The 23931-nt window shown below is 41.5% G+C and carries 20 protein-coding genes and 1 pseudogene; 10 read left to right on the forward strand and 11 right to left on the reverse strand.

Features of this window, described 5'->3' with window-relative positions; genetic code table 11:
• Positions 1–84: 84 nt before the first annotated feature.
• From H9N25_RS10525 to H9N25_RS10555, 7 genes are all read left to right on the forward strand, one after another.
• Positions 85–2304, forward strand: coding sequence for a peptidase domain-containing ABC transporter (locus H9N25_RS10525; protein WP_190328858.1), 2220 nt, complete (start codon positions 85–87; stop codon positions 2302–2304).
• Between the two features lie 23 nt (positions 2305–2327).
• Positions 2328–3635: an HlyD family efflux transporter periplasmic adaptor subunit gene (locus H9N25_RS10530; protein WP_190328859.1), complete on the forward strand. Its 1308-nt coding sequence runs from the start codon at positions 2328–2330 to the stop codon at positions 3633–3635.
• A gap of 4 nt (positions 3636–3639) precedes the next feature.
• Positions 3640–4803 carry a UDP-galactopyranose mutase gene (gene glf / locus H9N25_RS10535; protein ID WP_190328860.1) on the forward strand — a complete coding sequence of 388 codons (1164 nt, stop codon included), beginning with the start codon at positions 3640–3642 and terminating at the stop codon, positions 4801–4803.
• A complete protein-coding gene (locus H9N25_RS10540; RefSeq protein WP_190328861.1) occupies positions 4796–5344 on the forward strand; it encodes a DUF922 domain-containing protein in 549 nt (182 codons plus the stop codon). Before glf ends, H9N25_RS10540 begins: the two co-directional genes overlap by 8 nt.
• Before the next feature lie 100 nt (positions 5345–5444).
• Entirely contained in the window at positions 5445–6224 is a 780-nt protein-coding gene (locus tag H9N25_RS10545; protein WP_190328862.1) for a hypothetical protein, read from the forward strand.
• Positions 6225–6379: 155 nt separating this feature from the next.
• The gene (locus tag H9N25_RS10550; RefSeq protein WP_190328863.1) at positions 6380–7141 is read left to right on the forward strand and encodes a hypothetical protein; all 762 of its coding nucleotides are present in this window, start codon (positions 6380–6382) and stop codon (positions 7139–7141) included.
• A 105-nt stretch (positions 7142–7246) separates the two neighbouring features.
• Positions 7247–7744 carry a hypothetical protein gene (locus H9N25_RS10555; protein ID WP_190328864.1) on the forward strand — a complete coding sequence of 166 codons (498 nt, stop codon included), beginning with the start codon at positions 7247–7249 and terminating at the stop codon, positions 7742–7744.
• Between the two features lie 333 nt (positions 7745–8077).
• Here H9N25_RS10555 and mobC read toward each other — a convergent pair.
• The 6 genes and pseudogenes from mobC to H9N25_RS10585 form a co-directional block, all read right to left on the reverse strand.
• Positions 8078–10121: pseudogene (mobC, locus tag H9N25_RS10560) on the reverse strand (conjugal transfer protein MobC).
• A gap of 9 nt (positions 10122–10130) precedes the next feature.
• Complete coding sequence (locus H9N25_RS10565; protein ID WP_190328865.1) at positions 10131–11054, reverse strand: DUF5712 family protein; 924 nt, start codon at positions 11052–11054, stop codon at positions 10131–10133.
• 2 nt (positions 11055–11056) lie between these two features.
• Complete coding sequence (locus tag H9N25_RS10570) at positions 11057–11599, reverse strand: BfmA/BtgA family mobilization protein (protein WP_190328866.1); 543 nt, start codon at positions 11597–11599, stop codon at positions 11057–11059.
• 232 nt (positions 11600–11831) lie between these two features.
• Positions 11832–12176, reverse strand: a complete 345-nt coding sequence (locus H9N25_RS10575) for a hypothetical protein (RefSeq protein WP_167294718.1) — start codon at positions 12174–12176, stop codon at positions 11832–11834.
• A 553-nt stretch (positions 12177–12729) separates the two neighbouring features.
• Positions 12730–13137: a hypothetical protein gene (locus H9N25_RS10580; protein WP_190328867.1), complete on the reverse strand. Its 408-nt coding sequence runs from the start codon at positions 13135–13137 to the stop codon at positions 12730–12732.
• 571 nt (positions 13138–13708) lie between these two features.
• The gene (locus H9N25_RS10585) at positions 13709–14164 is read right to left on the reverse strand and encodes a JAB domain-containing protein (protein WP_190328868.1); all 456 of its coding nucleotides are present in this window, start codon (positions 14162–14164) and stop codon (positions 13709–13711) included.
• A gap of 18 nt (positions 14165–14182) precedes the next feature.
• Between H9N25_RS10585 and H9N25_RS10590 the strand changes: the two genes are divergently transcribed.
• The gene (locus H9N25_RS10590) at positions 14183–14326 is read left to right on the forward strand and encodes a hypothetical protein (protein ID WP_190328869.1); all 144 of its coding nucleotides are present in this window, start codon (positions 14183–14185) and stop codon (positions 14324–14326) included.
• A 1100-nt stretch (positions 14327–15426) separates the two neighbouring features.
• On the opposite strand, the gene H9N25_RS10595 is transcribed toward H9N25_RS10590, so the two are convergent.
• Positions 15427–16194, reverse strand: coding sequence for a helix-turn-helix transcriptional regulator (locus H9N25_RS10595; protein WP_190328870.1), 768 nt, complete (start codon positions 16192–16194; stop codon positions 15427–15429).
• 101 nt (positions 16195–16295) lie between these two features.
• Between H9N25_RS10595 and H9N25_RS10600 the strand changes: the two genes are divergently transcribed.
• Both H9N25_RS10600 and H9N25_RS25430 read left to right on the forward strand, forming a co-directional pair.
• A complete protein-coding gene (locus H9N25_RS10600; protein WP_190328871.1) occupies positions 16296–16940 on the forward strand; it encodes a DUF1349 domain-containing protein in 645 nt (214 codons plus the stop codon).
• Positions 16941–17015: 75 nt separating this feature from the next.
• Positions 17016–17159 carry an Lrp/AsnC ligand binding domain-containing protein gene (locus H9N25_RS25430; RefSeq protein WP_223833764.1) on the forward strand — a complete coding sequence of 48 codons (144 nt, stop codon included), beginning with the start codon at positions 17016–17018 and terminating at the stop codon, positions 17157–17159.
• Between the two features lie 504 nt (positions 17160–17663).
• Here H9N25_RS25430 and H9N25_RS10610 read toward each other — a convergent pair.
• The 4 genes from H9N25_RS10610 to H9N25_RS10625 form a co-directional block, all read right to left on the reverse strand.
• On the reverse strand, positions 17664–18101 hold the full coding sequence (locus tag H9N25_RS10610; protein ID WP_167294725.1) for a hypothetical protein: 438 nt from the start codon (positions 18099–18101) through the stop codon (positions 17664–17666).
• 168 nt (positions 18102–18269) lie between these two features.
• Positions 18270–21398, reverse strand: coding sequence for an efflux RND transporter permease subunit (locus tag H9N25_RS10615; RefSeq protein WP_190328872.1), 3129 nt, complete (start codon positions 21396–21398; stop codon positions 18270–18272).
• A 26-nt stretch (positions 21399–21424) separates the two neighbouring features.
• Positions 21425–22531, reverse strand: coding sequence for an efflux RND transporter periplasmic adaptor subunit (locus tag H9N25_RS10620; protein ID WP_190328873.1), 1107 nt, complete (start codon positions 22529–22531; stop codon positions 21425–21427).
• 9 nt (positions 22532–22540) lie between these two features.
• Positions 22541–23827: a TolC family protein gene (locus H9N25_RS10625; RefSeq protein ID WP_167294728.1), complete on the reverse strand. Its 1287-nt coding sequence runs from the start codon at positions 23825–23827 to the stop codon at positions 22541–22543.
• Positions 23828–23931: the final 104 nt, after the last annotated feature.

A 23931-nucleotide genomic window follows, 5' to 3' on the forward strand; every position in this document is an offset into this window, starting at 1 on the left:
TTTTTATATTTGGTTAGGATAAATGTCAAGATAATATTTACATTTACCAAATAAAATTCTAACCAAATTTAAAAAACGCTCGAAATGTTCCCAAAAAGTTTCCCTGTAGACAGGCAACTTGATATGATGGATTGCGGTCCGGCATGTCTTAAAAATATAGCAAAATATTATGGTAAATACTACTCGCTCCAGTTCCTTCGGGACAAGTGCGGCATGTCACGGGAGGGGGTATCGTTTCTGGATATCAGTTATGCGGCCGAAAGCATTGGCTTTAGAAGCCTGTCGGTCAGATCCACATTATCCGATCTTCATACCAAGGTCCCGCTTCCCTGTATTGTCCACTGGGCTGACAGCCACTTCGTAACGGTCTATAAAACTTCGGAGAAAAAAATCTACGTATCGGATCCTGCCAAAGGCCTGATCAGTTATACCCATCAGGAATTCGTAGATAGCTGGTACAAAGCTGAGGACCAAAAAGGAATTTTGCTTGCCCTGGAACCTCAGGCCGATTTTGCCTCGCTACATGAGAACGATAACACAAAGCGGAAAAAGACCTTTGAGAACCTATTGTCCTATTTTACACCTTATAAAAAGAATTTCATCAACCTTTTCGTGGTTATGCTAATTGTAACCGTCCTGCAGTCGCTGCTTCCCTTTATTTCAAAGGCTGTGATAGATATAGGGATACAAAGGCATGACCTTGATTTCATAGACATCGTACTTTATGCAAACATCGCCATAATTGTAAGTGTAACCTTATCCAATGCCGTTAGGGACTGGATATTGGTACATATTACTTCAAGGATCAACATTGCACTGATTTCGGATTATCTGATGAAACTCATGGCTCTTCCGATCACCTTTTTTGAGACAAAGATGACCGGGGACATTCTACAGCGTGCAAACGACCATGAACGGATCAGAAGCTTCATTATGAACAATTCCCTGAACCTGATCTTTTCGGTCCTCACATTCATTGTTTTCGGTGCAATCCTGTGGGTATACAACAGTTTCATTTTCTATACTTTTTTGATGGGCAGCACCCTCTATGTTGTCTGGACACTGGGATTCCTGAAATTAAGGCGAAGACTTGACTGGAATTATTTTGAACTGATCTCCAAGAACCAGAGCTATTGGGTAGAGACCATTGACGGAATGCAGGATATCAAGATAAACAACTACGAAAAAGCCAAGAGATGGAAATGGGAAAATATCCAGGCCAGGCTGTATAAGGTCAACCTGAGAAGCCTCATGGTCAACAATACCCAGACCCTTGGAGCGCAGTTCATCGACAGCGTCAAAAACCTATTGATAACCTTCCTGTGTGCAAAGGCTGTTATTAAGGGAGAGATAACATTTGGGGTCATGATATCCACGCAGTTTATCATCGGAATGTTGAGCGGACCTGTTCAACAGTTTGTACAGTTTATCATATCTGCCCAGTTCGCGCACCTGAGTTTTCTCAGACTGAACGAGATCCATGAGCTCGACGAAGAGGAAAAAGATACGGGCAATAACAATATGGAGCTTTTGAAGACCAAGAGCCTGCAGCTAAGAAATGTTGCATTCCAGTATAACCATAATACGCCCGCAGTACTCAAAGGACTGCATTTAACAATCCCGGAAGGGAAAATCACAGCCATCGTAGGAGACAGTGGCAGCGGAAAGTCGACCCTGCTGAAACTTTTGTTGAGGCTATATAAACCTTCGTACGGGGAAATCATGATAGGTGAGATGAACCTGAACAATATCAGCCTGCGTCAATGGCGCGAGAAGGTAGGTGTGGTGATGCAGGATGGAAAAATATTCAACGACACCATCCTCAACAACATCGTCCTTGACGATGAAAAGATTGATTATGAACGGTTGAGAAATGCCGTAGAAACAGCAAATATCGCCTCCGAAATCGAACAGCTGCCGCTGGGATACAAAACAATGATGGGCGAACGGGGAAGAGGACTAAGTGGTGGCCAGAAACAGCGGATACTCATATCAAGGGCATTATATAAAAACCCTGATTATCTGTTTTTTGACGAAGCTACCAATTCACTCGACACCATCAACGAGCAAAAAATCATTACAGCCTTAGAGAGTGTTTTTAAGGACAAAACAGTGGTTGTTATTGCACACCGGCTAAGTACGATCCGAAAGGCAGATCAGATCGTAGTGATGACCGGCGGGCTGATTGCCGAGATTGGAAGCCATGAACAGCTGATGCAGCGGAAAGGGCGCTACTATAACCTTGTTGCCTCGCAGACAGACCTAATGAGCGGCATTCCCTACCCGCAGGAGCAGAAAATGTAACATTTGAAAAATCATAGCTGAACATGAAAGATCCAAAGAAAATCGAACGTACCGAGGAAGTTCAGGAAATTATCGAGAGAATGCCCCATACAATGGGCTTCAAGATAACGGGCTTTGTTCTTTTTATCGTAATTATCTTCTTTTCCCTGGGCTGGCTTATCAAATATCCGGATGTGGTTACCGGTGGAATTGTCATCAATGCATCGTCCGGCCCCATCAAACTGGTTTCCAACTTTTCGGGAAAGATCCGATTGAACGGGTTTAAGAGTTCCCAGCAGGTCAAGCAGGGCGACTATATCGCTGTTATAGAAAACCCATCGTCATCGGATGATATGCAAAGGATCATCAAACTTATCGATACTTTCAGGATAAAGGATGGTCTTGGGCTTGATAAACTGTCCCAGTTTCCCAGGGACGTATCCCTTGGCGAACTCAATACGCCCTATTATAAGTTCCTAAATGCCTTCAATCAGCTGACAAATTATAGAAAATCGAACCTGTACGATAAACAGGCAGATATCTTGGCAAAGCTGTCGGTCGACTATAAACATATCCTGGAAGTGGCCGAACGAAGGTTGAAAATGAGCTCCAAGACTTTGGATTATGTAAGAAAATTCGAAAGCAGGGATTCAACGCTTTATTCAAAAAGAGTCTTAGCGGAATCTGAAAATGACAGAACACAGATGTCTTCGATAAATGCCAAGGACAACCATCAACAACTTTTAAAGGAAATCTATAATACCCAGAGCCAGATCGAGCAGGCCGAAAACCAGCGCCAACAGAACGAATTACAGAAATTCGAAAAGGAGAAGCAGCTGATGCTTGACCTGATCAATGGGTTCTCCGAACTTGAAGCGGCAATAAAACTATGGGAACAGCGGTATGTTTTTAAGGCTCCGATAACCGGGGGTCTACAGTTTTTAAAATTCCTGAACAACGGCCAGTATGTACAGACCGGCGAGGCGATATTTACCATTGTGCCTGAAAAAAACAGGATATTGGGGCAGATGACATTGCCTGCAACCGGTGCAGGAAAGGTCAGTACCGGACAGGAAGTTATTATCAAATTGGAAGACTATCCTTATACTGAATATGGCAGTATAAAAGGACTGGTATCGTCGGTATCGATGACAACAAATTCGATCACGACCAAAGAAGGAACACTGGAAACCTACCTGGTCAACATCGATCTTCCCGACCAGCTTAAAACAAACTATGGTTCCCGCCTGAATTTCAAGTTTGAAATCAAAGGCACAGGAGACATCATCACAGATAAAAGAAGATTATTGGAGCGCTTATTCGATAACCTGAAATACAAGCTTAAAGAATAGCGCTATGGCAATCAAAAAAGAATATGACTATCTGATCGTGGGATCCGGTCTTTTCGGCGCTGTCTTTGCCTATGAAATGACCAGTATCGGAAAAAAATGCCTTGTGATCGATAAGAGAAACCACACCGGAGGGAATATCCATTGCAGACAGGTAGAAGGCATCAATGTACATGCCTACGGAGCCCATATTTTCCATACCGAGGATATTGAGATCTGGAACTATGTAAATAATCTGGTGCCATTTAATAATTATGTCAATTCACCGCTGGCCAGCTATCACGGTGAACTGTATAACCTGCCCTTCAACATGAACACCTTTTACAGGCTATGGGGCACCTCCACTCCTGACCAGGCCAGGGCAAAAATCCTTGAACAGACCGCACAGTTTGCAGCGATAAGGCCAAGCAACCTGGAAGAGCAGGCAATCAAACTAGTAGGTACCGAGATTTACGAAAAATTTATCCGTCATTATACCTCCAAACAATGGGGAAGACCTCCCTGCGAGCTTCCCGCATCGATCATCAGGAGAATCCCCGTCAGGTTCACCTTCAACAACAATTATTTCAACGACAGGTACCAGGGAATACCTATTGGTGGATATAATGTGATGACTGAAAAAATGCTCAAGGGAATTGAGGTCAGGATCAACACCGATTTCTTCAGGGACAGGCCTTATTTCGAATCCATCGCCGAAAAAACAGTTTTTTCCGGCAGGCTGGATGAATATTTTGGCTATTGCTTTGGTGATCTGGAATATAGGAGCTTAAGGTTTGAAACTGAAAGCCTGAATATGGATGACTTCCAAGGGAACGCTGTAGTGAATTTTACCGACCAAAAAACACCATATACCCGGATATACGAACACAAACATTTTGAATTTGGCACACAGCCGACAACCGTGATCACCCGGGAATACCCGATGGCTTCTGCGCGCACAGCAGAACCATATTACCCAATAAACGATGTCAAGAATATGCAGATTCTTGATCGGTATAAAGCACTGAAAGAGCGGGAACAAAATGTAATTTTTGGAGGCAGGCTCGCCGAGTATAGATACTATGATATGCACCAGGTTATTGCATCCGCCCTCCACACAGCCAAGAAGGAATTCAGGCTTTTATCAGTTAACAAGAGTATACACCCAGTAAAACAATTGGCAAATGCCTAAATACCTAGCGATCTGCTTTTTTTTTACCATGTATTTTTCTGCCAGTGCGCAGCACCTGAGACCGCATGACATTCCGCAGCTCAGACTATCCGATTTTCAGGCGCCGGTAAAAACCGATGCCCCCTATCCAGTATATATGAATGTACGGATTCTCTACAGATTGGATTCCATATACATTATCCCTGAACAAACCTACAGGTTAAAAGTAATTACAATGGTTGTCCCCTACGCCCCAGGCAGTTTTTTTGACACCAAAAAAGTTGACGCAAAACAGATCCCCCAATTGCTGGAACATGAGCGGGGGCACCTTATAATCGGATATATCACAGCAAACCGGATAGAAAAAGAATTATCAGCCTTAACCTATTCTGCTGATTACCCACGGGAGGTCAAAAAGAGATTCGATGATATCGAGCGCAACCTATCCTATCTGCACCGGGAGTATGACGCCGGCACAAACCACAGCACTGACGGCAACAATCAAAAAAAATGGAACCTAAAACTTAAGAAGATGTTCGAGGAAACCTATGGCGGCAAGTAATACCCGATCAGTTATATCTCAATACCGATTGGGCTATTGTGATGTTTGGACCTGCATGAAAACACTAAAAATCAATTATACCATAAACAATCAATAAAAAATGAAAAAACTTAAATTTAAATTGGACGCTCTCCGTGAAGAAATGGAGATACTCAACATGGATGATCTTATCTCTACAAAAGGCGGCGGGGCTGCCGGCTACTATGGGTATAGTACCTGGGAAGATTTCATTTATGCTGTAGAGCACGGGAGTGTTCCGGACGGCACTTATTTCCCAGACGGTGTCTCAGGGGGATATGGAGTTCACGGGGATTACGGAAATCTATCTTATTTACATTTGGACGCAGGTTACGGAACCTGGAGCGCTGGAGGATATGGATCAAGCGGAGGATATGGAGGCTATGGCGGCGGATATTATTCAGTGACCGATTCCCACGGCTCGTATTTGATGGACCCAAATTACTATACGAGTACTTCCGGTGATCTATACTACAGGGTATCCTTTGATGGCGGAAATACCTGGCAAAATACCCAATCAGCTTTTCAGGGAAACATGTTCAGTTCTACATATGTAGGGCCAGACAACCCAGAGGGATATATCATGAACCCAACCAATATGTCGGACTTCTTCGCTCTGGTCCATGATATGGAATATGATTCGTTAGGAGCCGTGGGTGTCCATGGTGTTTTTTTCAACATGGATACATTAAAAGCCGATCTCCTTCTTATTGCAAATGAGGTCGGTGTAGCAGGAGGGTACTATGGTGCGGATGCTCAATCCCGTTTCACTGGTGTTTGTGTGGCTGCTGGTATATCGGTCGGGGTCGTGGTCAAACTGTTCTTAAATGCAGCCAACGCAGGCAGGCCGATCTCATACTAATTAGTCGATCCCCCAGTTATATAATTATATTTACGGTTATGAAAAGCACATTCATCCGCCCTAAAGGCGAAACAATATTTTCAGCAGCTTTTATATGCGGATTGATTGTTCTATTGGCAAATGATTTTTATTTCAAAGCCAACTTCCACAATTCATTGACAGGAAAGATCAGTGATATTGCCGGGCTTTTCATTTTCCCGATTTTTTTCACCCATTTCTTTGGCAGAAAGAAATTTGTGTTCACAATAACAGCATTAATTTTCATTGTCTGGAAATCTGAGGTTTCCCAGCCTGCAATTGATTTCTGGAATTCTGTGAATTTTTACCGTATTGGAAGAACTGTTGATTATTCAGATCTGCTAGCTTTATTGATACTTCCCGTGAGCTATTGGTATGATGCTAATTTTAGAAATGAACTGTCCGGTAGTACTAAGAGCTACCGGACAGCTATTGTCATCCTAAGTTCCTTTAGTTTCATCGCAACCGCCGGAACAACCGGAAGAATAGGCTACTTTGAACTGAACGATAGCAAAGCAGATGTTTACCAGGCGATCCTTAGGCTGAAAAAAGAGCACCCTGAATTGAATGTGCCACTATCTTTCCCAAAACCAGCTGAGCAGTTTACCAGACTAGATAAAAATCTTAAACCAATAGAGAAAACGCATATTACCGATAGTCTAAACTTCAAGGTATATCTCCCTGAAAACCCGGAAAGGCCCGTGATATGGTTCTCATTTAGTGCCGGGAACAGCAAATGGAGAGAACAGCACTGCAGGATTTTGATCACAGCCGTTTCAAACAACCACGGCAACAAGCTTATCGCTAAAAACCTGAGTAGTGAGGAACAGCTTAAAATAGCCAGAGTCTTTGAATCCGAAATTATAGATGAAATCAAAAAATATCTTACTAAAAAATAAAAACCGACACTTATGCGACAACGATTTCTGTTATTAACGGCAGTAGCCATAATATCCTTGGGATTTCCTGATTCTAGTTTCTCACAGACCAAAAAAAATAACTGCGTGATAGACTTCGTCCCATATGAAGGCCTTTACGTGATAAAGCAAAATTCACTCCCGGAAAATATGGCCCAGCCGAGAATATTACCAACTGCAAATGGCCGGGTTTCCGTTTCAAGAATTGAAGGTGAAAGGATTATATACGGTACTACACCAGGTATTCCGTTTATTAACGTGAAAATCGAAACATCTGATGCGCGCTTATACAAACAAGATACACTTAATCTGTTAAAACACCTGGAATACCTCGCTAGCCTAAACACCTCAAATAAAACAGGCTTGCTAAACATAAACTTGAACGGTGTAGTTGTTCATGGTTATTCAAACAGTTCTGAAAACCCTAGGATAACTGATTCATATGTCTGTTTCCCGGGAAAGGGAATCACAGTTTACATAGAGTATCAGAATATACCCATCAAAAAAACCGAATATGTAAAACAAAGGGACCTATTTCTGAAAAAGTATACGCTTAATATCGCAAACTGTAAGAAGAGGAAATGATAGAAAAAACGGGTTGGACAACTAATTTATTTGCCCCTTTTCCCAGCAAATCACCTACATTGACAAGCAATATTTTACAACCGTTAATTCCCGGTGAGACGAGGTCAGTCTTTCCTATAAAATAAACCGGACCTGTCAGGTGACAGTATCCGCCTTTATTAACGCTCTCGACATCTAAGTTATAAAAAATATCACCAGCTTAACGCAGTGTTCTGCAAAGAAAATGGTAGGTCTCTTTGCAATTATATTACACGAAGCCAAGCAAATTGTGAAGCAACAAAAAAAACAAAACATTCAAATAATAACAAAAAATCTCCAGTGAAATAGACGGCATCAAATACTCACCAGCTGTTCTTGATCGCCATCTTCCACTCCAGCCGCATCTTTCTTTACATTAAGATCTTCCTTTGATGACATTTTTTCGGCTCTCGCCAGAATCTTCCCACATTCCTCCTCCAACAAAGCCTCCACCTCCGATTTGATCATCAGGTAATTCTCCACAATATCCCATAGCTCACCTCCCTCGGCCTCGGAATTGGCACATAACCCTGCGTTTCCTGCGCAATCGCCCTATGATCATTCTGGATTTCACAATGAAACATTTTCAGTTTAATCTTCTCCTCCGGGTTATCCGCGACGATGCCCACGAACTCCCCTGAAGAAAGCGAAGCAATCTTAGAAGCCGGCACCGCGTAATCCATCTGCGTTGACCTGGAAATCGAGATATCTGAACTGTTGATACTTTTGCTTTCCTTATCCTGTACGATCTTCCCGAAATTCTCAGACAGCTTTTTCGCCGTATCCCCACTCACCTGCCCGGAGATAATATTGCCCACAATATTTGTAATCACATCCGCCTGCTCCTGCCCGTAATCCTTCCTTAATTGTGAAAAATCCTGCAATCCCAAGGTGGTTGCGCATTTATAGCCTCTCGCCACTGCAATGTGATTGTCCATGCCCCCCACAAAAATCGAAGCATATTCATCAAAGACAATACTGCTTTTCAGCATCCCCTTTTTGTTCACCAGTTTTAACATCCGGTTCACATAAAGCGAAAGCACCGCCCCGTAGGTCTGCACCTTCTGCGGGTTATTGCCCATACAGACAATTTTTGGTTCCAAGGGGTTATTGATGTCCAGCGTAAAATCATTGCCGCTCAGCACATAATACAACTGTGGTGAAGACAGCCTGGCCAGACCGATCTTAGCCGAAGCGATCTGGCCCTCCAGTTGTGGCATCGCCTTGCGCTGCAAGGCCGAAATAAAAGGGTTGATCAGCACCCTGATCTCCGGCTCTTCCTGCAGCACCGCAAAAAGCCTGTCATATTCCGCCTGGATCAGTTCAATCGCATGAGGCAAAGTGCAATAACGCCCGTTTTTATATTTGCGCAGGAACCAGATCACGGCCGTTACAAAATTGATTGCACTCTCTACAAAAAAATCACCCTGCTTTTTGATCCAGTCCCGGTTCAGTCCCAGCATCACCGTCCGGCTGGCCTCGGTCGCATCGGTAATATCCTCCATGCGCTGCGGATCCAACGGATTGCATCTGTGATAAATCCTGTCAAAATCAATTACCCAGAAAGTGGGTTTAACCTTATAATTACCCTGATATTTCAGCAATGCGTTATAGGCAATGATTGAAAGATCGTCGAACTTGAAATCGTACAAAAACATTGAAAAACCCTTGCGGATATGCTGGGTGATCACATGGCGGATTACAAAATAACTCTTTCCAGACCGCACCCAGATCCAGGGGTGCCCGTAACGAGCAGCCCCCGGAAAGGATTAATGATATTGATATAAGAATTCCTGATTTTTCCTTTTAGATTGTACCTGGCCGGCAGGTTGACCGAATATTCGTTTTCGAGCAAACGCTCTTCTTGCGGGAAGGTTTCGTTCTCGCTGTTGAATACATCGGTATGGATAGCGGACCTGATCAACCTGGAAAGCATGGCTCCCCCGGAAAGCATCAAAAGATAACCAGTAGCGGTTATTACGATATAAAGCCCAGCAGTCAACTGAGCACCAAATCCCAAGCTAAAAGCGAAATAGGCCGCAAAATATAACAGTATCCCTGTTATTAGATAAATAACGATTTCTTTTCTTTTGATCTTTTCATCCTTCCTGCCTTTTACACCCAACAGGGAAATGACTAAACATAGCAATGCCGCTAACTTCGGCATCAGGAACCCGTCAAAAAGCCCGGTCCTCGAAACATTCAAAATCAATCTATCCGTAATCCCTGCCGTAAAGCCCCAGATCTTAAAAGCTAAATAACAGCTCATATAAAAGTGGATGCTTAAAATAAAAAGGCTGATCAGCCTGGTAAAATCAGTAATCTTACGTAACCCTTGCGTATCTTCTCCCGTATTCATTTTTGATAGTTAAAATTTGAGTTCCTGCTGCTGAGTTTTTCTTTTTTTCCGTTTCCTGTTCCTCAAGGCCGGTGAAACGGGATCAAATGCTGCCCGGGCCAAAAGCAGATCCAATAATGTATCTCCAGGCCCGGCCAATAGCTGTGGCGAAACGTTCGGATGCTGTTCCTGAGCTGAAACAGCCTGTACCTTCTCCTGTTGATCTTTTTGCCCGACCATCGTCAGCCGCGTCTCTAAATCCCCATTCTTTTGCGTATTGGCATATTGGAAACTTTCACCGATAGTCCTCCGATAGTCAAACATTTCGTCGAAGACCTTCTCTCCTGAAGCTTTAAAAGCGACCCGGTCAAACTGCCCGATCTTTTTGGAATGCTCAAGGTTTCCTCCTCTGGAATTGTTCATCGGGCTCAGCTTGATCGAATTGGTGATATCCTTACGGCTTACAATGACCTGGATATGCATCTGCTCCCCGGGCTTTGGTTCTCCCCTTTTGACCTTCCCACTTTTTACTTCTTTATCCTTAGCTGAATAATAGCGGTGGTTTTCAAGCTTTCCGAACCATAATAAATCCTCGTTACTGTTGATACCTTTACGGTGAAAATTACGGGCATATTCATCTATGATCTTAATGGCAAAAGCTTTCAACTCCTCATTAGCTCCTCTACCTTCCAGCTTTTTTAAATGCACAATCTCTTTCTGGCTCGGCGAGATATTGATCAGGAAAAATTTGGCATCAGTGCTGGAGAGCTTAGCGATATTCCGATCTATCGATCTTTTTACCACATAGGAATCGATGTGGCTTTCTTTTCCGTTAAACCAGTGCTCTGTCTTCTGCTCAGAAAATAACCTGTTCTCCTTATCCAGGTAATGCACCAACTGTGCGCTACTGCCTTTATTGTTACCCGTTTCGCTTGCTGAAATACTGATAAACATGCTTATAGACTTTCAATCTGTTTGCGAGTCAGTTCTGCCAGTTCTTCTTTTTCCCTGGTTTTAAACGTGCCCAGTTCTTCACGTGCTTTGATATAGGCATTAAGAATCTGCAGCATTTTAAATTTCAAGCTGTCCCTGGATTCCATTTTCTGCGCGATGAGCTTGATCAGCCGATCATTATCCTGAGCGGTTTTCAAAAACACTTCCTGATTTTGTACCAGGGTTTTATTGGCACCGAGCACCTGCTCATTGAAGAACTTAACGATATCCCGTTGATTGGTAATCATCTTATCCACGCCCTGCTTGATCGGAACCAGCAGTAAGTCTTCCTGCGCGCGGATAAAAGCCATATAACTTTTATGTCCTTTGGCAAGCACAATCTTTAACAGTTCATCGTTCAGGTCAACCGGATCCTTTTTATTCCGGTAGAAATAGTCCACCATCTGCGCGAAAACCGTGCGCTTGGAGCGGCCCAGGGCAAGACTGATCTTTTGCAGTTTATCGCCGGTAACCTTGGTATATTTTATTGCGTTCAGGTTTTCCATTACCATATCGTTCGTTGAAAGGGAATTCTTTAGAGATATCCTTTATCGGCCCTGGATGCACTTTTAGTCTACCAAAGAATTCCCGGAGAATTCTACCAATGCCTTTGTAGCTAGCTACAGCGGCATTAAGTGAGGCCTGCCCAACTTCCGCTTGCTCCTTTTTCTATAGGGAAAAAGGACTAACGGCGAGGAACCCGAGCCGGTAATTAAACTGAAATAAACCGTTATGTTGTTAGTGTTTTCGGGTAACCATATCAGTAAGTAGCGGTTTACCCAGCTCATTGGTTTCAACGGTCAGCACCAGTTCGGATCCAAATGGCAGATACCGCACCTCTGTTTCACCAGCCAAATACCTGCCCTGATTGGCCGCTTTACGGTAAACTGATAGGGTTATCTTTTTATGGGAATCTACCAATGTAAAAAAACAGTTGATTGTAAGACCACTTTTTGACCATAACATAAAGTCGAGTTTTGCAGGATAGGTACCTATAGGCACATCCTCTTTGGCATAAGAATAGTTTTTAGGATCGTATCCCGCCTCAAGTGCAGGAAAGAATTCCAATACGGTTGTTTCCATGTTGTTTTGAATTTGATATCCAAAATTGGCCAGGAAAAAACAGCGGTTATCCAATGTTGGAGAGATTGGATAGCAATTGGACTTTATCAGTGAATCAAAAGATTATGGTCTCCATTATAAATATCTATTCCAAAGCGAGTAGCGTGCTACTTCAGACCGCTATTCATGCCCTGCCTACAACGTAAAAATCTATACTTTATGCAATGTTGAAGGAAAAGTTATAACAAAGTAGCACAAATTTTGGGCATTCTGCCTCCACGGTTGACAATCAATTGATCAAGTCTACACAAAATTTGCAGATTACCTTAAAACATATCGGTTTAAAGGTGTAAGATGTTACTGATTGCGGGGAACAGTTGAAGTTGATTTTTCTATAAATACCATTCCAAAGATGGCGAATATGCTATTCTTTCCAGGCCCAAGATTATTGCTGATTGCAACAATTTGGCGATTTCCTTTTTTATTGACACACTATTTTCACTTTTTACGGTCAAACAAGCGATTATTGCAAATAATAAGGGTGACAGAATGTAATATTGAAAGCGTTTTGACGCTATCCGAAACTAATTTCGACTTCAGCAAATGGTTCGGAATTTAAGATGGAAGAAAGAAACTCTTTGATGGTTGAAATTGCCTCTGAAATTTCACTTGTTGAAAAATGTTCCTGAGATCTAGCACCAAATCCTAATAAATTAACCACGAAAAACTCAGCCTGCTGCTCATTTTCACTATTCCTGACAATTTCAAAGGGTTCTTTCTCATAATATGCTATAGCTGCCTTGGCATTTAAAATATTTTCATAGTTATAAATCCTGCTTTTTCCATTGCCAGACACGCCATTATTATAATCTTCCGCATTTAAAATCTTATACAAATAACTGGACATGACATAATTTGTTGCACCGAATGCGAGACGTGCGATCGGAGTATCATTTTTGAATACGATAATAGAATGTCCCATAGCACAATTTTACAAATAATCGTTGAATTGTTCGTTATAAGTAAAGATACTATGCCGTTAAAAGAGAAAATTCACACGATTGAAAAATATTTTTCATCGTGATGTAGGAAACGATCATGCTAAGCGTATTAATAACAAAGACAATAGGTCTTGGAAAATACAATCTACTTAGGTTAATTGAAAAGTGCAGTGACAACAAGTGCGCCCCTGCGGAATTGAAACAGCTCATTGAGCTAGTATTAGCAGATCTTCAGTAAGAACCAAACGCACAGAGTTAAGAAACAATCATCTTCAAACAATCAATTGAAATATTAAGTGATCCAATACAGAAATTAAACTGATTACAAAAAACAAGGTTATTTTCTTCGGAAACAGTGCTTTCATTGTACTATAGGAAACTTCAGGGTATCTAAGAAATTTATTAAGGAGTTAATCACCGAATATACAAGCATTTTGCATGATTGATATTATACTTGGGTTTATAAATAGTTCTTGCCATAGGTGGCCATTAGTGAATCATCTATGGTCTAACCATAGTATTTATTGGCTGCTTTTTTTAAAATCATTGACATTACATCATCTCTTCGTCTAAAAAACTATAAAACCCATACCTGGAAACAATCAGATGGTCATGCACACTGATCCCTAAGATATCCCCGCCGGACTTCAGTTTCCTGGTCAATGTCAGATCAGCATCACTCGGAGATAACTCCCCACTTGGATGGTTATGTGCCAGTATGATCGCACTCGCACAGGCCTTCAGTGCAACCGCAAAGATCACCTTAGGATCAGCAACCGTTCCCGAAAAACCACCCTGTGAAATATTCACCACACCCAATACCCTACCCCTCCTGTTGAGCAACATCACTTTAAACTCTTCCACAAGCTCCAACCTTCCATCATCCCAGCGATCCATTAAAACCTCGTAGGCTCCCCTGGAAGAAGTAACCTGCGGCAGCTCTGCCAATTTAAACGCCGGACGGTAACTGATCTCAATCTCTGCCACTTTAAAACTTAAATTTTCCATAATTTTTCTGATTTAATTATGGAACCCAGCAAGGTTCAGCTTCTGCCAAAGCAAAAGGAGGAACGGAATAAATGGGTAAGCGGGCAAAGGCCACAGGAGCGTTTATGCCGGAAATTCCTTTGCGTGCCAGAACTGAACCTTAAATTGGACAGAATTGAGTAAGAAACCCAATCTGTCTTAGAAAATCAAGACTTCTTTATAGTAATTGATTATTGCATGGGCGGTGAATCCATGTAGGCAATAGCAGATCTCTATATTACCATCTTCGAAAACATTTGACGCTTTTCCTCCTATATTAGATTTATCGAATTCCTATGAAAAAGGTTTTATTGACTTCGTTTTCCCTTATTTTATTCAATTTTTCCATTGCACAATCTGCTTCTGATCCATTAAAGGCGCTATTTATTACCAAAGACATTTCAAATTTCTGGAGCGCATTTGACAAAATATATACTGAATCTCACACTAACCCATTTGAAAACCTTTATCTTAGACCAGGGTTCCCCAGGCATCCAGGCATTTATGAAGGGTAGAATAGAGCATGCAAGCTCACTGCTTAATACGGTTCGGGAACGAAAGAATGAATATTTAAAAGCCAGAGAAAATAGCCTGAAAATGCCCGAGAATAAAAAGCAATGCCGGGCAGCATTTATGGCGCTAAAATATCTGTATCCTAAAGCTGTCTTTCCTAATGTATTTTGTAATCGGAAGATTTAATTCCAGAGGACATTCCAATCGTAAAGGATTAATCATCGGATGCCAAAACATAAACCAATTTGGTCTGTAAAAGGAAATAAAAACGGCTATAAACTGACTTTTTTGGTAGAAATGTCAGATTAAAGAAATATTGATCATCTGCCTTTCGATAAGCAACTACTTGGTTTGATTTTTGAACCAGGTACACAAATTACTTTAAGTGCCGATATGAAAAAATTTCTTCCATTTTTGTTCGCCAGTGCTGTTTCTGTCATAGCGATACTGTCATCATTTACTCTTTCGGACCCTGAGTTAGGGATCTCTACAGCCTTAGTGAGTTGGATGGCCTGCCTATGGATTATTTCGGGTGACCGCAAAAACCGCAGATGCCTTTCCTAAAGGATATTTTGCGGGACATTATTCCATTTAGATTTCAATATATACTGTATTCTTATGATTTGGGGTATCATCAAGTTCTAATATATACAGGTATTGGACAGAATACAACAGTATATATTTCCAGTCCCGCATTTCAAGTTCAACTGTGGAAGCCTTTCACAGCGATCTTATTTCAATAAACCCGTCGCCTCTGCAATTCTACATGCTTCGATCGCATTTGTTGCATTCAACTTTTGAAAAATATTCTGCCGGTGCCTGTTTACCGTATTAATGCTAATCGCTAATTTTTTCGATATTTCCCTACTCTTGAGTCCATAGCCGATCATTTGTAATATTTCTTTTTCCCTTTCCGATAAAATATCCCCGAATTTTTCCCGGTTTAGGTCGATCACAGTTCCGCTCTGGCTATTGATAATCAGTGCGTCAGGGCATCCCAGATCCGGGTGGTCGAAAATTCTATGGTACAGACAGAGCGCTAAGCTGATACTACCTTCGGCAGTACTGCTGATGTAGATCAACCGGTGCCTCAATGATACAATATTTCCATTCGCCCTGACCAGCCGAAGCCTGGTTACAGCTTCGAAATATGTACGTTCCTCTGGAGAAATCGCATTAAGTAGCTGAAAAAACTGCAGTTCGAGTCGGATTTTTTTTTCCATGTCCTCCGGATTGATCAGCTGCAGTAAATTATCTTCCCAGATCGAATCCACCTCGGGATCTGTTTTTTCCAGGCCCAACTGTGCCGCAATCGCTCCGTAATAAATATAGCTTTTACGTTTTTTCAGATCACTGAGCACGCTGATACAATTTTCCATCCTTGCATACATCTGAGCGATCAGCTTGCCCTCTTCAAGGTCCAAAACTGGTTTTGCAGGATCATTAAACTCCTGGCTGAACAATTTAATGTTAAGCAGATTACGTGTACTGTTCATCATATTTTAATGGTTAAATATAACCATTGCAGTGGTTTTTTATCCTTATTAATTTGCGGACTTAAACAACGGACATAGGGTTCCGACAACAATAAAAGCAAAAAATGAAAAAAATCCTTACCGTAATTGGCCTCCTATTTATTTTTAGTAAAACATATGCACAGCGCCTAGAAAAACTGCAATGGTTCAACGAACCTGATAACTGGGAAATCAAAGGCAAAAGCCTAGTTATGCAGGTGACACCAAAAAGTGATTACTGGCGCATTTCGCATTATGGCTTCACAGTGGATGATGCACCATTTTATTACAGCACCTATGGTGGGGAGTTTGAGGCAAAGGTCAAGTTGACCGGTGCATATAAAGCCCGGTTTGACCAGATGGGACTGATGATCCGTACAGATCACAAAAACTATATCAAGACAGGTGTCGAATATGTGGATGGCAAATTCAACGTAAGCACAGTGGTTACACACAATAAAAGCGACTGGAGCGTAACGACCTTAGACAAAACCCCTCCGTTTATCTGGATAAAAGTCGTTCGTAGGCTAGATGCAGTCGAAATATTCTATTCTTTGGACGATAAAACCTATATCATGACCCGCAATGCTCCATTGGAGGATAACGCACCGGTTCTTGTAGGGTTAATGGCAGCCTCCCCTGACGGTGATGGCTTTGAGGCAAAATTTGAAAACTTTTCGGTCAAACACCTACCGGACCAACGCCGACTGGATTGGCTTAAAAATCACTAATAAGAGCTATAACAGCAGTCCTTGGCTCGTCAACTTTTAAGGCAGCGTTATTTCTGCAGATAATAGAATGCTACTATACTTAAAACCGTAGTCAGAAACATGCAGGAATATACTTGTTTCATTACCAAATATCTGATGAAATTGGATAACGTTCTAAAATCCCATAGCAGTTTTGTAGTAAATGAAGTGAAGCGGAATTTGAGCTATCCGCTTCACTAATACAATGAGTACTAATAACAATTTAGTTAAGGTTTAAAGCCTGGTTATCGGCGTCAACAGCAAGTTGAATAAGGTGATGTACCAAAAAAGCATCAACTGTTCTTTCCGGAAGTAAAAAGCTGCAGCCACCCGGTTTTAAAAGGATGCAAGATGAGTTTAAATGACTTGGATATAAATCCACATGGGGCCTTGTTGAATCTTGGTCTTGTCTCCCGCGTATTAACCTTTAGGTTTCAGCTTCCAAAGCGGTTAACGATGTCAGCAAACCTTTTCCAAAATGGCAAAAGAAAAATTCCTCTAACAATCGGGACAATATCATAACCCATAGCTACACCATTGGTGAGCACAATACAGTTATTCATATATCGCAGCCTGTGTTTCCTGATCGGGCCGATGGTGTGATAGCCGATATAACATTTCATCATTAATACATGGCTTATTTTTCAAAAACCATAAATAAATTAAGCCCCTTATTATGGCATTTATTTTGGTCTAGTTTTGAAACTATAACTTCCATTGCCTGTTAAAAGCGAGCTCCATAAAATTAAGCACAAGGGTTTGCCTGTTTTTTTTAAAAACAACAAGCTCCAATGATCCTTTTTCTTTAATTAGGGAATCACCTTTGGAAATAGCGCTGCGCCATTCAGGATAGATCTGGTAACGATATCCATTACTAAGTACCAGTGTATCCATTAACTTATTATTACGGCCAGGATGTATAGCATCTACCACTCCCTTAATGGCAATTACTTTATTTATTTGCAATATCCTGTTCGCAATACATCCCCTCAACAGTACAGAAATCAACAGACTGCCCATAACTACCGAACCCACTGCTATCAAGGCAGGAACTAATCCGTTGCGTCTTAAAAACTTCTGGTTAATCTTTTCTTTCAAACCTGCTAATCCCTTTGTGCTCTTTTTTATTTTTTTGGTGTGCATTATAATTTATAGCTTATTGATTCCAGCAGGTTTTATTAATTTACTGTTACAAGTTGCAAAAGGGAGCTACACAAGGCCCAATGTTTCTTTCATTTAGCCTTGTATATGCTCCTGTTGGTGCCTTCTATTTACCCAAAGGGCAACTGGTGTTAAATTCTTTAGTGTTTATCAGGATATGGACTGTTTTCTGTTTAGCACCTGCCTTTTATATGACCAGAAAAAAACTATTGGAAAAACAAACAGGTTGAAAACAGTGTCGGTAACCAGCCCCCCTATTACTACTATGGCCAACGGTTTGGAAGCTTCCGATCCTATGCCTGATGAAACAGCAGCTGGCAATAGGCCAATTGCGGCCATCATTGCCGTCATGATGACCGAACGGATACGGCTCCCCATCGCATTACGCAAGGCGTCGGTAAAAGTAGCATCAGGATTTGACTTTAACTCCTCCATATTACTTTTAAATTTCGTCAAAAGGATCACTCCGTTTTGGATACAGATACCAAATAAGGCTATAAACCCTATTCCGGCAGAGATACTGAAATTAACATGGGTAATTAATAGCGCTAATATGCCTCCAGTGATGGCAAAGGGCACGTTATTCAACACCAGCAGGGAATCTTTTATGGAGCCAAAAAGAACAAATAAAATCAAAAAGATCGCCAGCAGACAAATGGGAACAACCAGTTGCAAACGGGCTGTTGCACGTTGCTGGTTCTCAAAATCACCTGCCCATTCTAAAAAGAAGCCTTTATCAAGCTTTACATTCTCATTAATTTTCTTCTGCGCCTCGGCAATGGTGCTTCCCATATCGCGCCCCCTTATGGAGAATTTAATGGCACCATATCGCATACCATTATCTCGGTAAATGATACTCGGCCCGATCTTTTTTTCAATTGATGCAATTTCCTTCAAAGGAATTTTCGTTCCTGCAAGTGTTGGAACCCTTAGATCTCCAATGGCGTCTCCATTGTTCCTGAAACTTTCAGGATAACGGATCCTCAAATCAAACTTGCGTTCCCCTTCATAAATCTGCGTAGCAGACTGCCCGCCAATGGCCATCTGTATAACTGCATTGGCATCGGCTGTGGTTACACCATAAAGGGCCATTTTTGCTTGGTCTAGCTTGATAAGCAGTTCGGGTTGACCAAGATTATACAAAATACCCAGGTCTTCAACACCTTTAATCCCCTTCATGATCTGATAGATCTTCTTTTCTTTTTCTTCGGTAACCTTAAGATCTTGTCCAAAAGTTTTGATTACAATTGAACCCTTTACGCCCGAAACCTCTTCGGCAACATTATCTGATATAGGCTGCGAAAAATTCAAATCTATCCCTGGAAAAATTTTGAGCCGCTCACTCATCATCCCAATGAGCTCGTCTTTACTGATTTTCCTTGCCCATTCGTTCTTTGGAAACAGATCTACCAAAAATTCCTGATTGTAGAATCCTGTTGGGTCACTCCCTCCATCTGGCCTACCCGTCTGGGAAATAACCTGCTTAACCTCGGGGAATGCTAAAAAAATCCTTCTCATCTGATCGGATAATTTGACCGATTCAGTTAAAGAAGTGCTCAGGGGCCCTGTTGCCCTCACATAGATCGAACCCTCATTTAGTTGCGGCAAAAACTCTGAGCCTACAAACTTGAAACAGACCAGGCCAGTAACCATGAATGCCAGAGCAGTAAAAAAACTTGTCCGTTTGTTCCTGAAACAAGTATCAAATGCAGAAATACAATTACGGCTAAGCCAAACGATAAACAAATTGTCTTTTTCGCGTACATTTTTTTTTAATAAGAAACTTGCCAATACCGGTACCACTGTAAAAGTAAGCAGCAAGGCCCCAAGTAAAGCAAAGCCTAAGGTCCAGGCCAACGGAGAAAACATTTTTCCCTCTACCTTCTGAAAGCTGAAGATGGGCAGCAATCCGGCAATGATGATCATTTTGGCAAAGAAAATCCCTTTACCATTTACCAGGCATGCTTTTTTGATCAGGCTAAATTTGCTTAACTTATTAAATTTATCCATCCCCATTTCTTTTGCCTTATGATCGAGAATCACAAAAATCCCCTCCATCATTACAACAGCCCCATCAATGATGATCCCGAAATCTATTGCGCCCATAGAAAGCAGGTTTGCAGGCATTCCTTTCAATTTCAGACAGATAAAAGCAAAAAGAAGGGCCAATGGAATAACTACCGATACAATTACCGTAGTTCTCCAATCGGCCATGAACAAGAATACTACCAGCGTAACCAGCACAATACCCTCCATCATATTGTGAAGGACAGTATTTGTGGCATAACTGATCAATACTTCCCGGTCGTAGAAAGTTTTAACCTTCACATCATCAGGTAAGAGGTCTTGATTAAGTTTGTTGATCACAACCTTTAGCTTCTCAATTACCTCACTAGGGTTTTCTCCTTTACGCATCTGCACTATTCCTTCAACGGCATCAGGGTCTGTATCCCTTCCTACCTGGCCAAGCCTTGGCAACGAAGATTCGGTTACTTCACCAATATTTTTCACATACACGGGAAGCCCCTTAATATGAGTAATAATGATATTTTTGATTTCATCGATATTATTCAGGAGCCCGATACCCCTTACCACAAATGCCTGCCCGTTCTGCTCAATCACATCACCCCCCACGTTTACATTGCTTTTGGAAACCGCTGAGAATATTTCTACCGGCGTTACCCCAAATTCAAGGGCCTTCTTAGGATCAACCGTAATTTGATAGGTTTTTGTTTCTCCACCAAAACTGGTTACATCAGCAACCCCTGGAACTGCCCTGATTTCTTTTTCCACTACCCACTGTTGAATAGTTTTCAGTTCTTTTATTGATTTTTTATTGCTGGTTAGGGTAAATCTAAAAATTTCGCCCGTTGGTCCGTATGGCGGTTGTATAACAGGGCTTACCCCATCGGGCAGGCTGGCCATGCCAATAAGATTATTCGCCTGCAGCCTGGCAAACGCATAATCTACCCCATCAATAAAACTGATTTTAATTACCGATAGCCCAAATAGAGATGACGACCTGATGGTCATTTTTTTCTCAGCAGGGTTCATTGCAATTTCTATTGGCCTGGTAATAAACTTTTCAACCTCTTCGGCACTTCTGCCAGGCCATTGGGTAATAATGGTAACGGTGGTATTGGTTACGTCTGGAAATGCATCTATGGGTGTATTTTTAAAACTGATATAGCCCGCAACCGTTAAAATGAACGTGAGCAAAAAAATGAAAAACCTATTTTTCAGGGAAAAAGCGAGGACAGATTTGATGAATTTATTCACAAGATTGATTATAATAAAAGTCTAACTTAGTTTTTAAGGGATTGGTAGAGGTAAACTTGCCTCGAAGCGATCACGCGATCGCCCTCATTAAGGCCTTTGTTAATAAAAACGATATCCTCCATCCGCTTGGCCAGCTCCACCTCCTGGATGCGCACATGCGCTTTTTTATCCAACACCAAAACATAGTTTCTGTCTTTATCGAAAACCAGGCAGCGGCTATTCACAAAAGGCAGCTGATCGCCTGAATGGCCTGTTACATTTACATTCGCAAACATCCCAGGCTTGAGCGCAAAATCTGCATTTTTGATCTTCACCCTTGCACGCATTACCCGGTTATCCTGGTCAAGAATGTCGTATATCTTATCTATTTTACCCTCAAAAACTTTGTCAGGATAAGAAATGGTAGAAATGCTCACCAGATCACCAGTCTTAATTTTAGAAACATCAGACTCATAAATATTTAAAATGGCCCAAACTGTAGAAAGATCTGCCACTGTAAACAGGTTTTGTCCATTATCTGTCCGTACCTGCATGTTGGTGGTCACATTTTTTTCAATCACAAATCCGGAGATTGGTGCCCTTAACTCGTATGCCAATTTTGAATTGCCTTTATTAATGCCCATCACCACCTTACTCCTCTGGGTTTCGGCTTTTGCTTTTAGATAGTCGCCTTTGGCCGCTTCGAGATCCTTTTGAGAGGTAAGACCACTTTTATAGAGATCTTGTGCAACTTCCAATGCCCGGCGGCTATTTCTTAATTCGGTTTGGGATGCAACAGCATCTTTAGCAAAACCTGCCATTTCAGGGCTTTTCAGTGTGGTGAGCAATTGCCCCTGTTTAACGGCATCACCTTGCTGAATGGCAACATTTCCTGCTATTCCACTAACCAGGGGAAAAATTTTGATCATTTTACTTTCATCTGCCTGTATTTTACCACTTAAGGTAATTAAAGAACTCTGGGGAGCAATTTTAACGGTATCTACCAAAAGCTGCTTGATCAGTTCGTTTGTAACGGCGAATTTTTCTTTTTTTCCATTGGTTTTCCCAGATATGCGAGTGCAGCCCGAAGAGTACATAAAAAGGCAAGCGCACATGCCCGTAATTAGATATCTATTTAAAAATTGATTGTTCATGATAAGTGTTTAAGGGTTAAAGAATTGGCTTGCGGTTAAGAAATTGATTTTTTCCAAAGCGGTTATCCTTTGAAGCTGAAGATTATTCATTTGGATAACATTGGCTTTAAAAGAGGTATATAGATCTAAAAATTCGACAAGGCTAATGTTGCGTTTCTCATAATTTTTATATACCTCATTAATGAGTTGCTGATAATTATTTCTAAATTTCGGGTCGAATGTTTGATACACTTTTTCGAGTTTGACCGCATCTTCATAACCTGCTGTCAGTTCGTTTTGAACAGTGTTCTGCTGATCTTGTAATAAAACTTTGCTCTGATCTAACATTACCTTGGCTAGCCTGATATTGCCCTGGTTCCTATTGAAGATCGGCAATGGAATGGAGATACCTCCTGAAACATATTGAAGACCATATCCGGCTTTTTTATCATAATTCAGTGAAAGGGTGATATCAGGATATGCCATAGCCTTTTGAAGCTTCAGGTTGGCCATATTGTAATTGATATTGGACTTTGCTATTTTTAAATCCTGCCTGTTTAAAAGTGCCGAATCCAACAAAGTCTGGAAAGGCATTTTGCTAATATCTATGCCATTGCCTATCCCACCACCTAAGTCTGGCTTAACCACAAGTTTTCCATCTGCACCGATAAGCTGACTCAGTTCTGCCTGGAGTGCATGCGTTTGGGTGATCAGACCAGCCTGTTCACTCTGGATAGAATATACCAAAGACTGTATACGGAGTACTTCTTTCTGAGAAATATTACCCTTTTGGTTCAGTAACTGGAAAGCCTGAAGTGTTTTTTGCAAAGATGTGATCTCCTGTTGGTATAAATTGATCGACTGCTGCAAATAATAAAGGTTGTAAAAATTACTCCTTAAACTGAACTTTAACGTTCTTACCAGGTCAAAAAACTCATACCTGGCATTTTCTGAATTTACCTTGGCCAGCTGCAGGGCTTTATTCCGCTTTCCGGCGGTGAGGATAAGTTGGGAGATTCCATAAGTCTGCTGACTAAACACATTGGTATCACGACTTTTCGTGTACAGCCCCTGACCGAATGCGAACACCGGATTGGGGAATAGTTTTGAAGTTAACATTTCTGCATTGGCCCGGTCGATATTATAATGCTGGGCAATCAGTTTAAGGTTATTGCTTAAAAATTTGGCCTCTATTTGGGGAAGGGATAAACTTATGGTGTCCCTATTCTGGGCATGTAGCCTGAAGCTTGATAGACAAATCAAACAAACCGCTAAAAACTGGCTTAAGTAGATCTTTTGGAAACGAAGTATACGCATTGAATAAGTTTGGATATTTTGAATTTGACTCTAAGACACCAGGTTTGAAAAATAGTCCTAACATGGTTATCCAATAAAAAATTCAGATCAAAGCGGATACTAGC

It is taken from the genome of Pedobacter riviphilus (assembly GCF_014692875.1).
Lineage (GTDB): Bacteria > Bacteroidota > Bacteroidia > Sphingobacteriales > Sphingobacteriaceae > Pedobacter > Pedobacter riviphilus.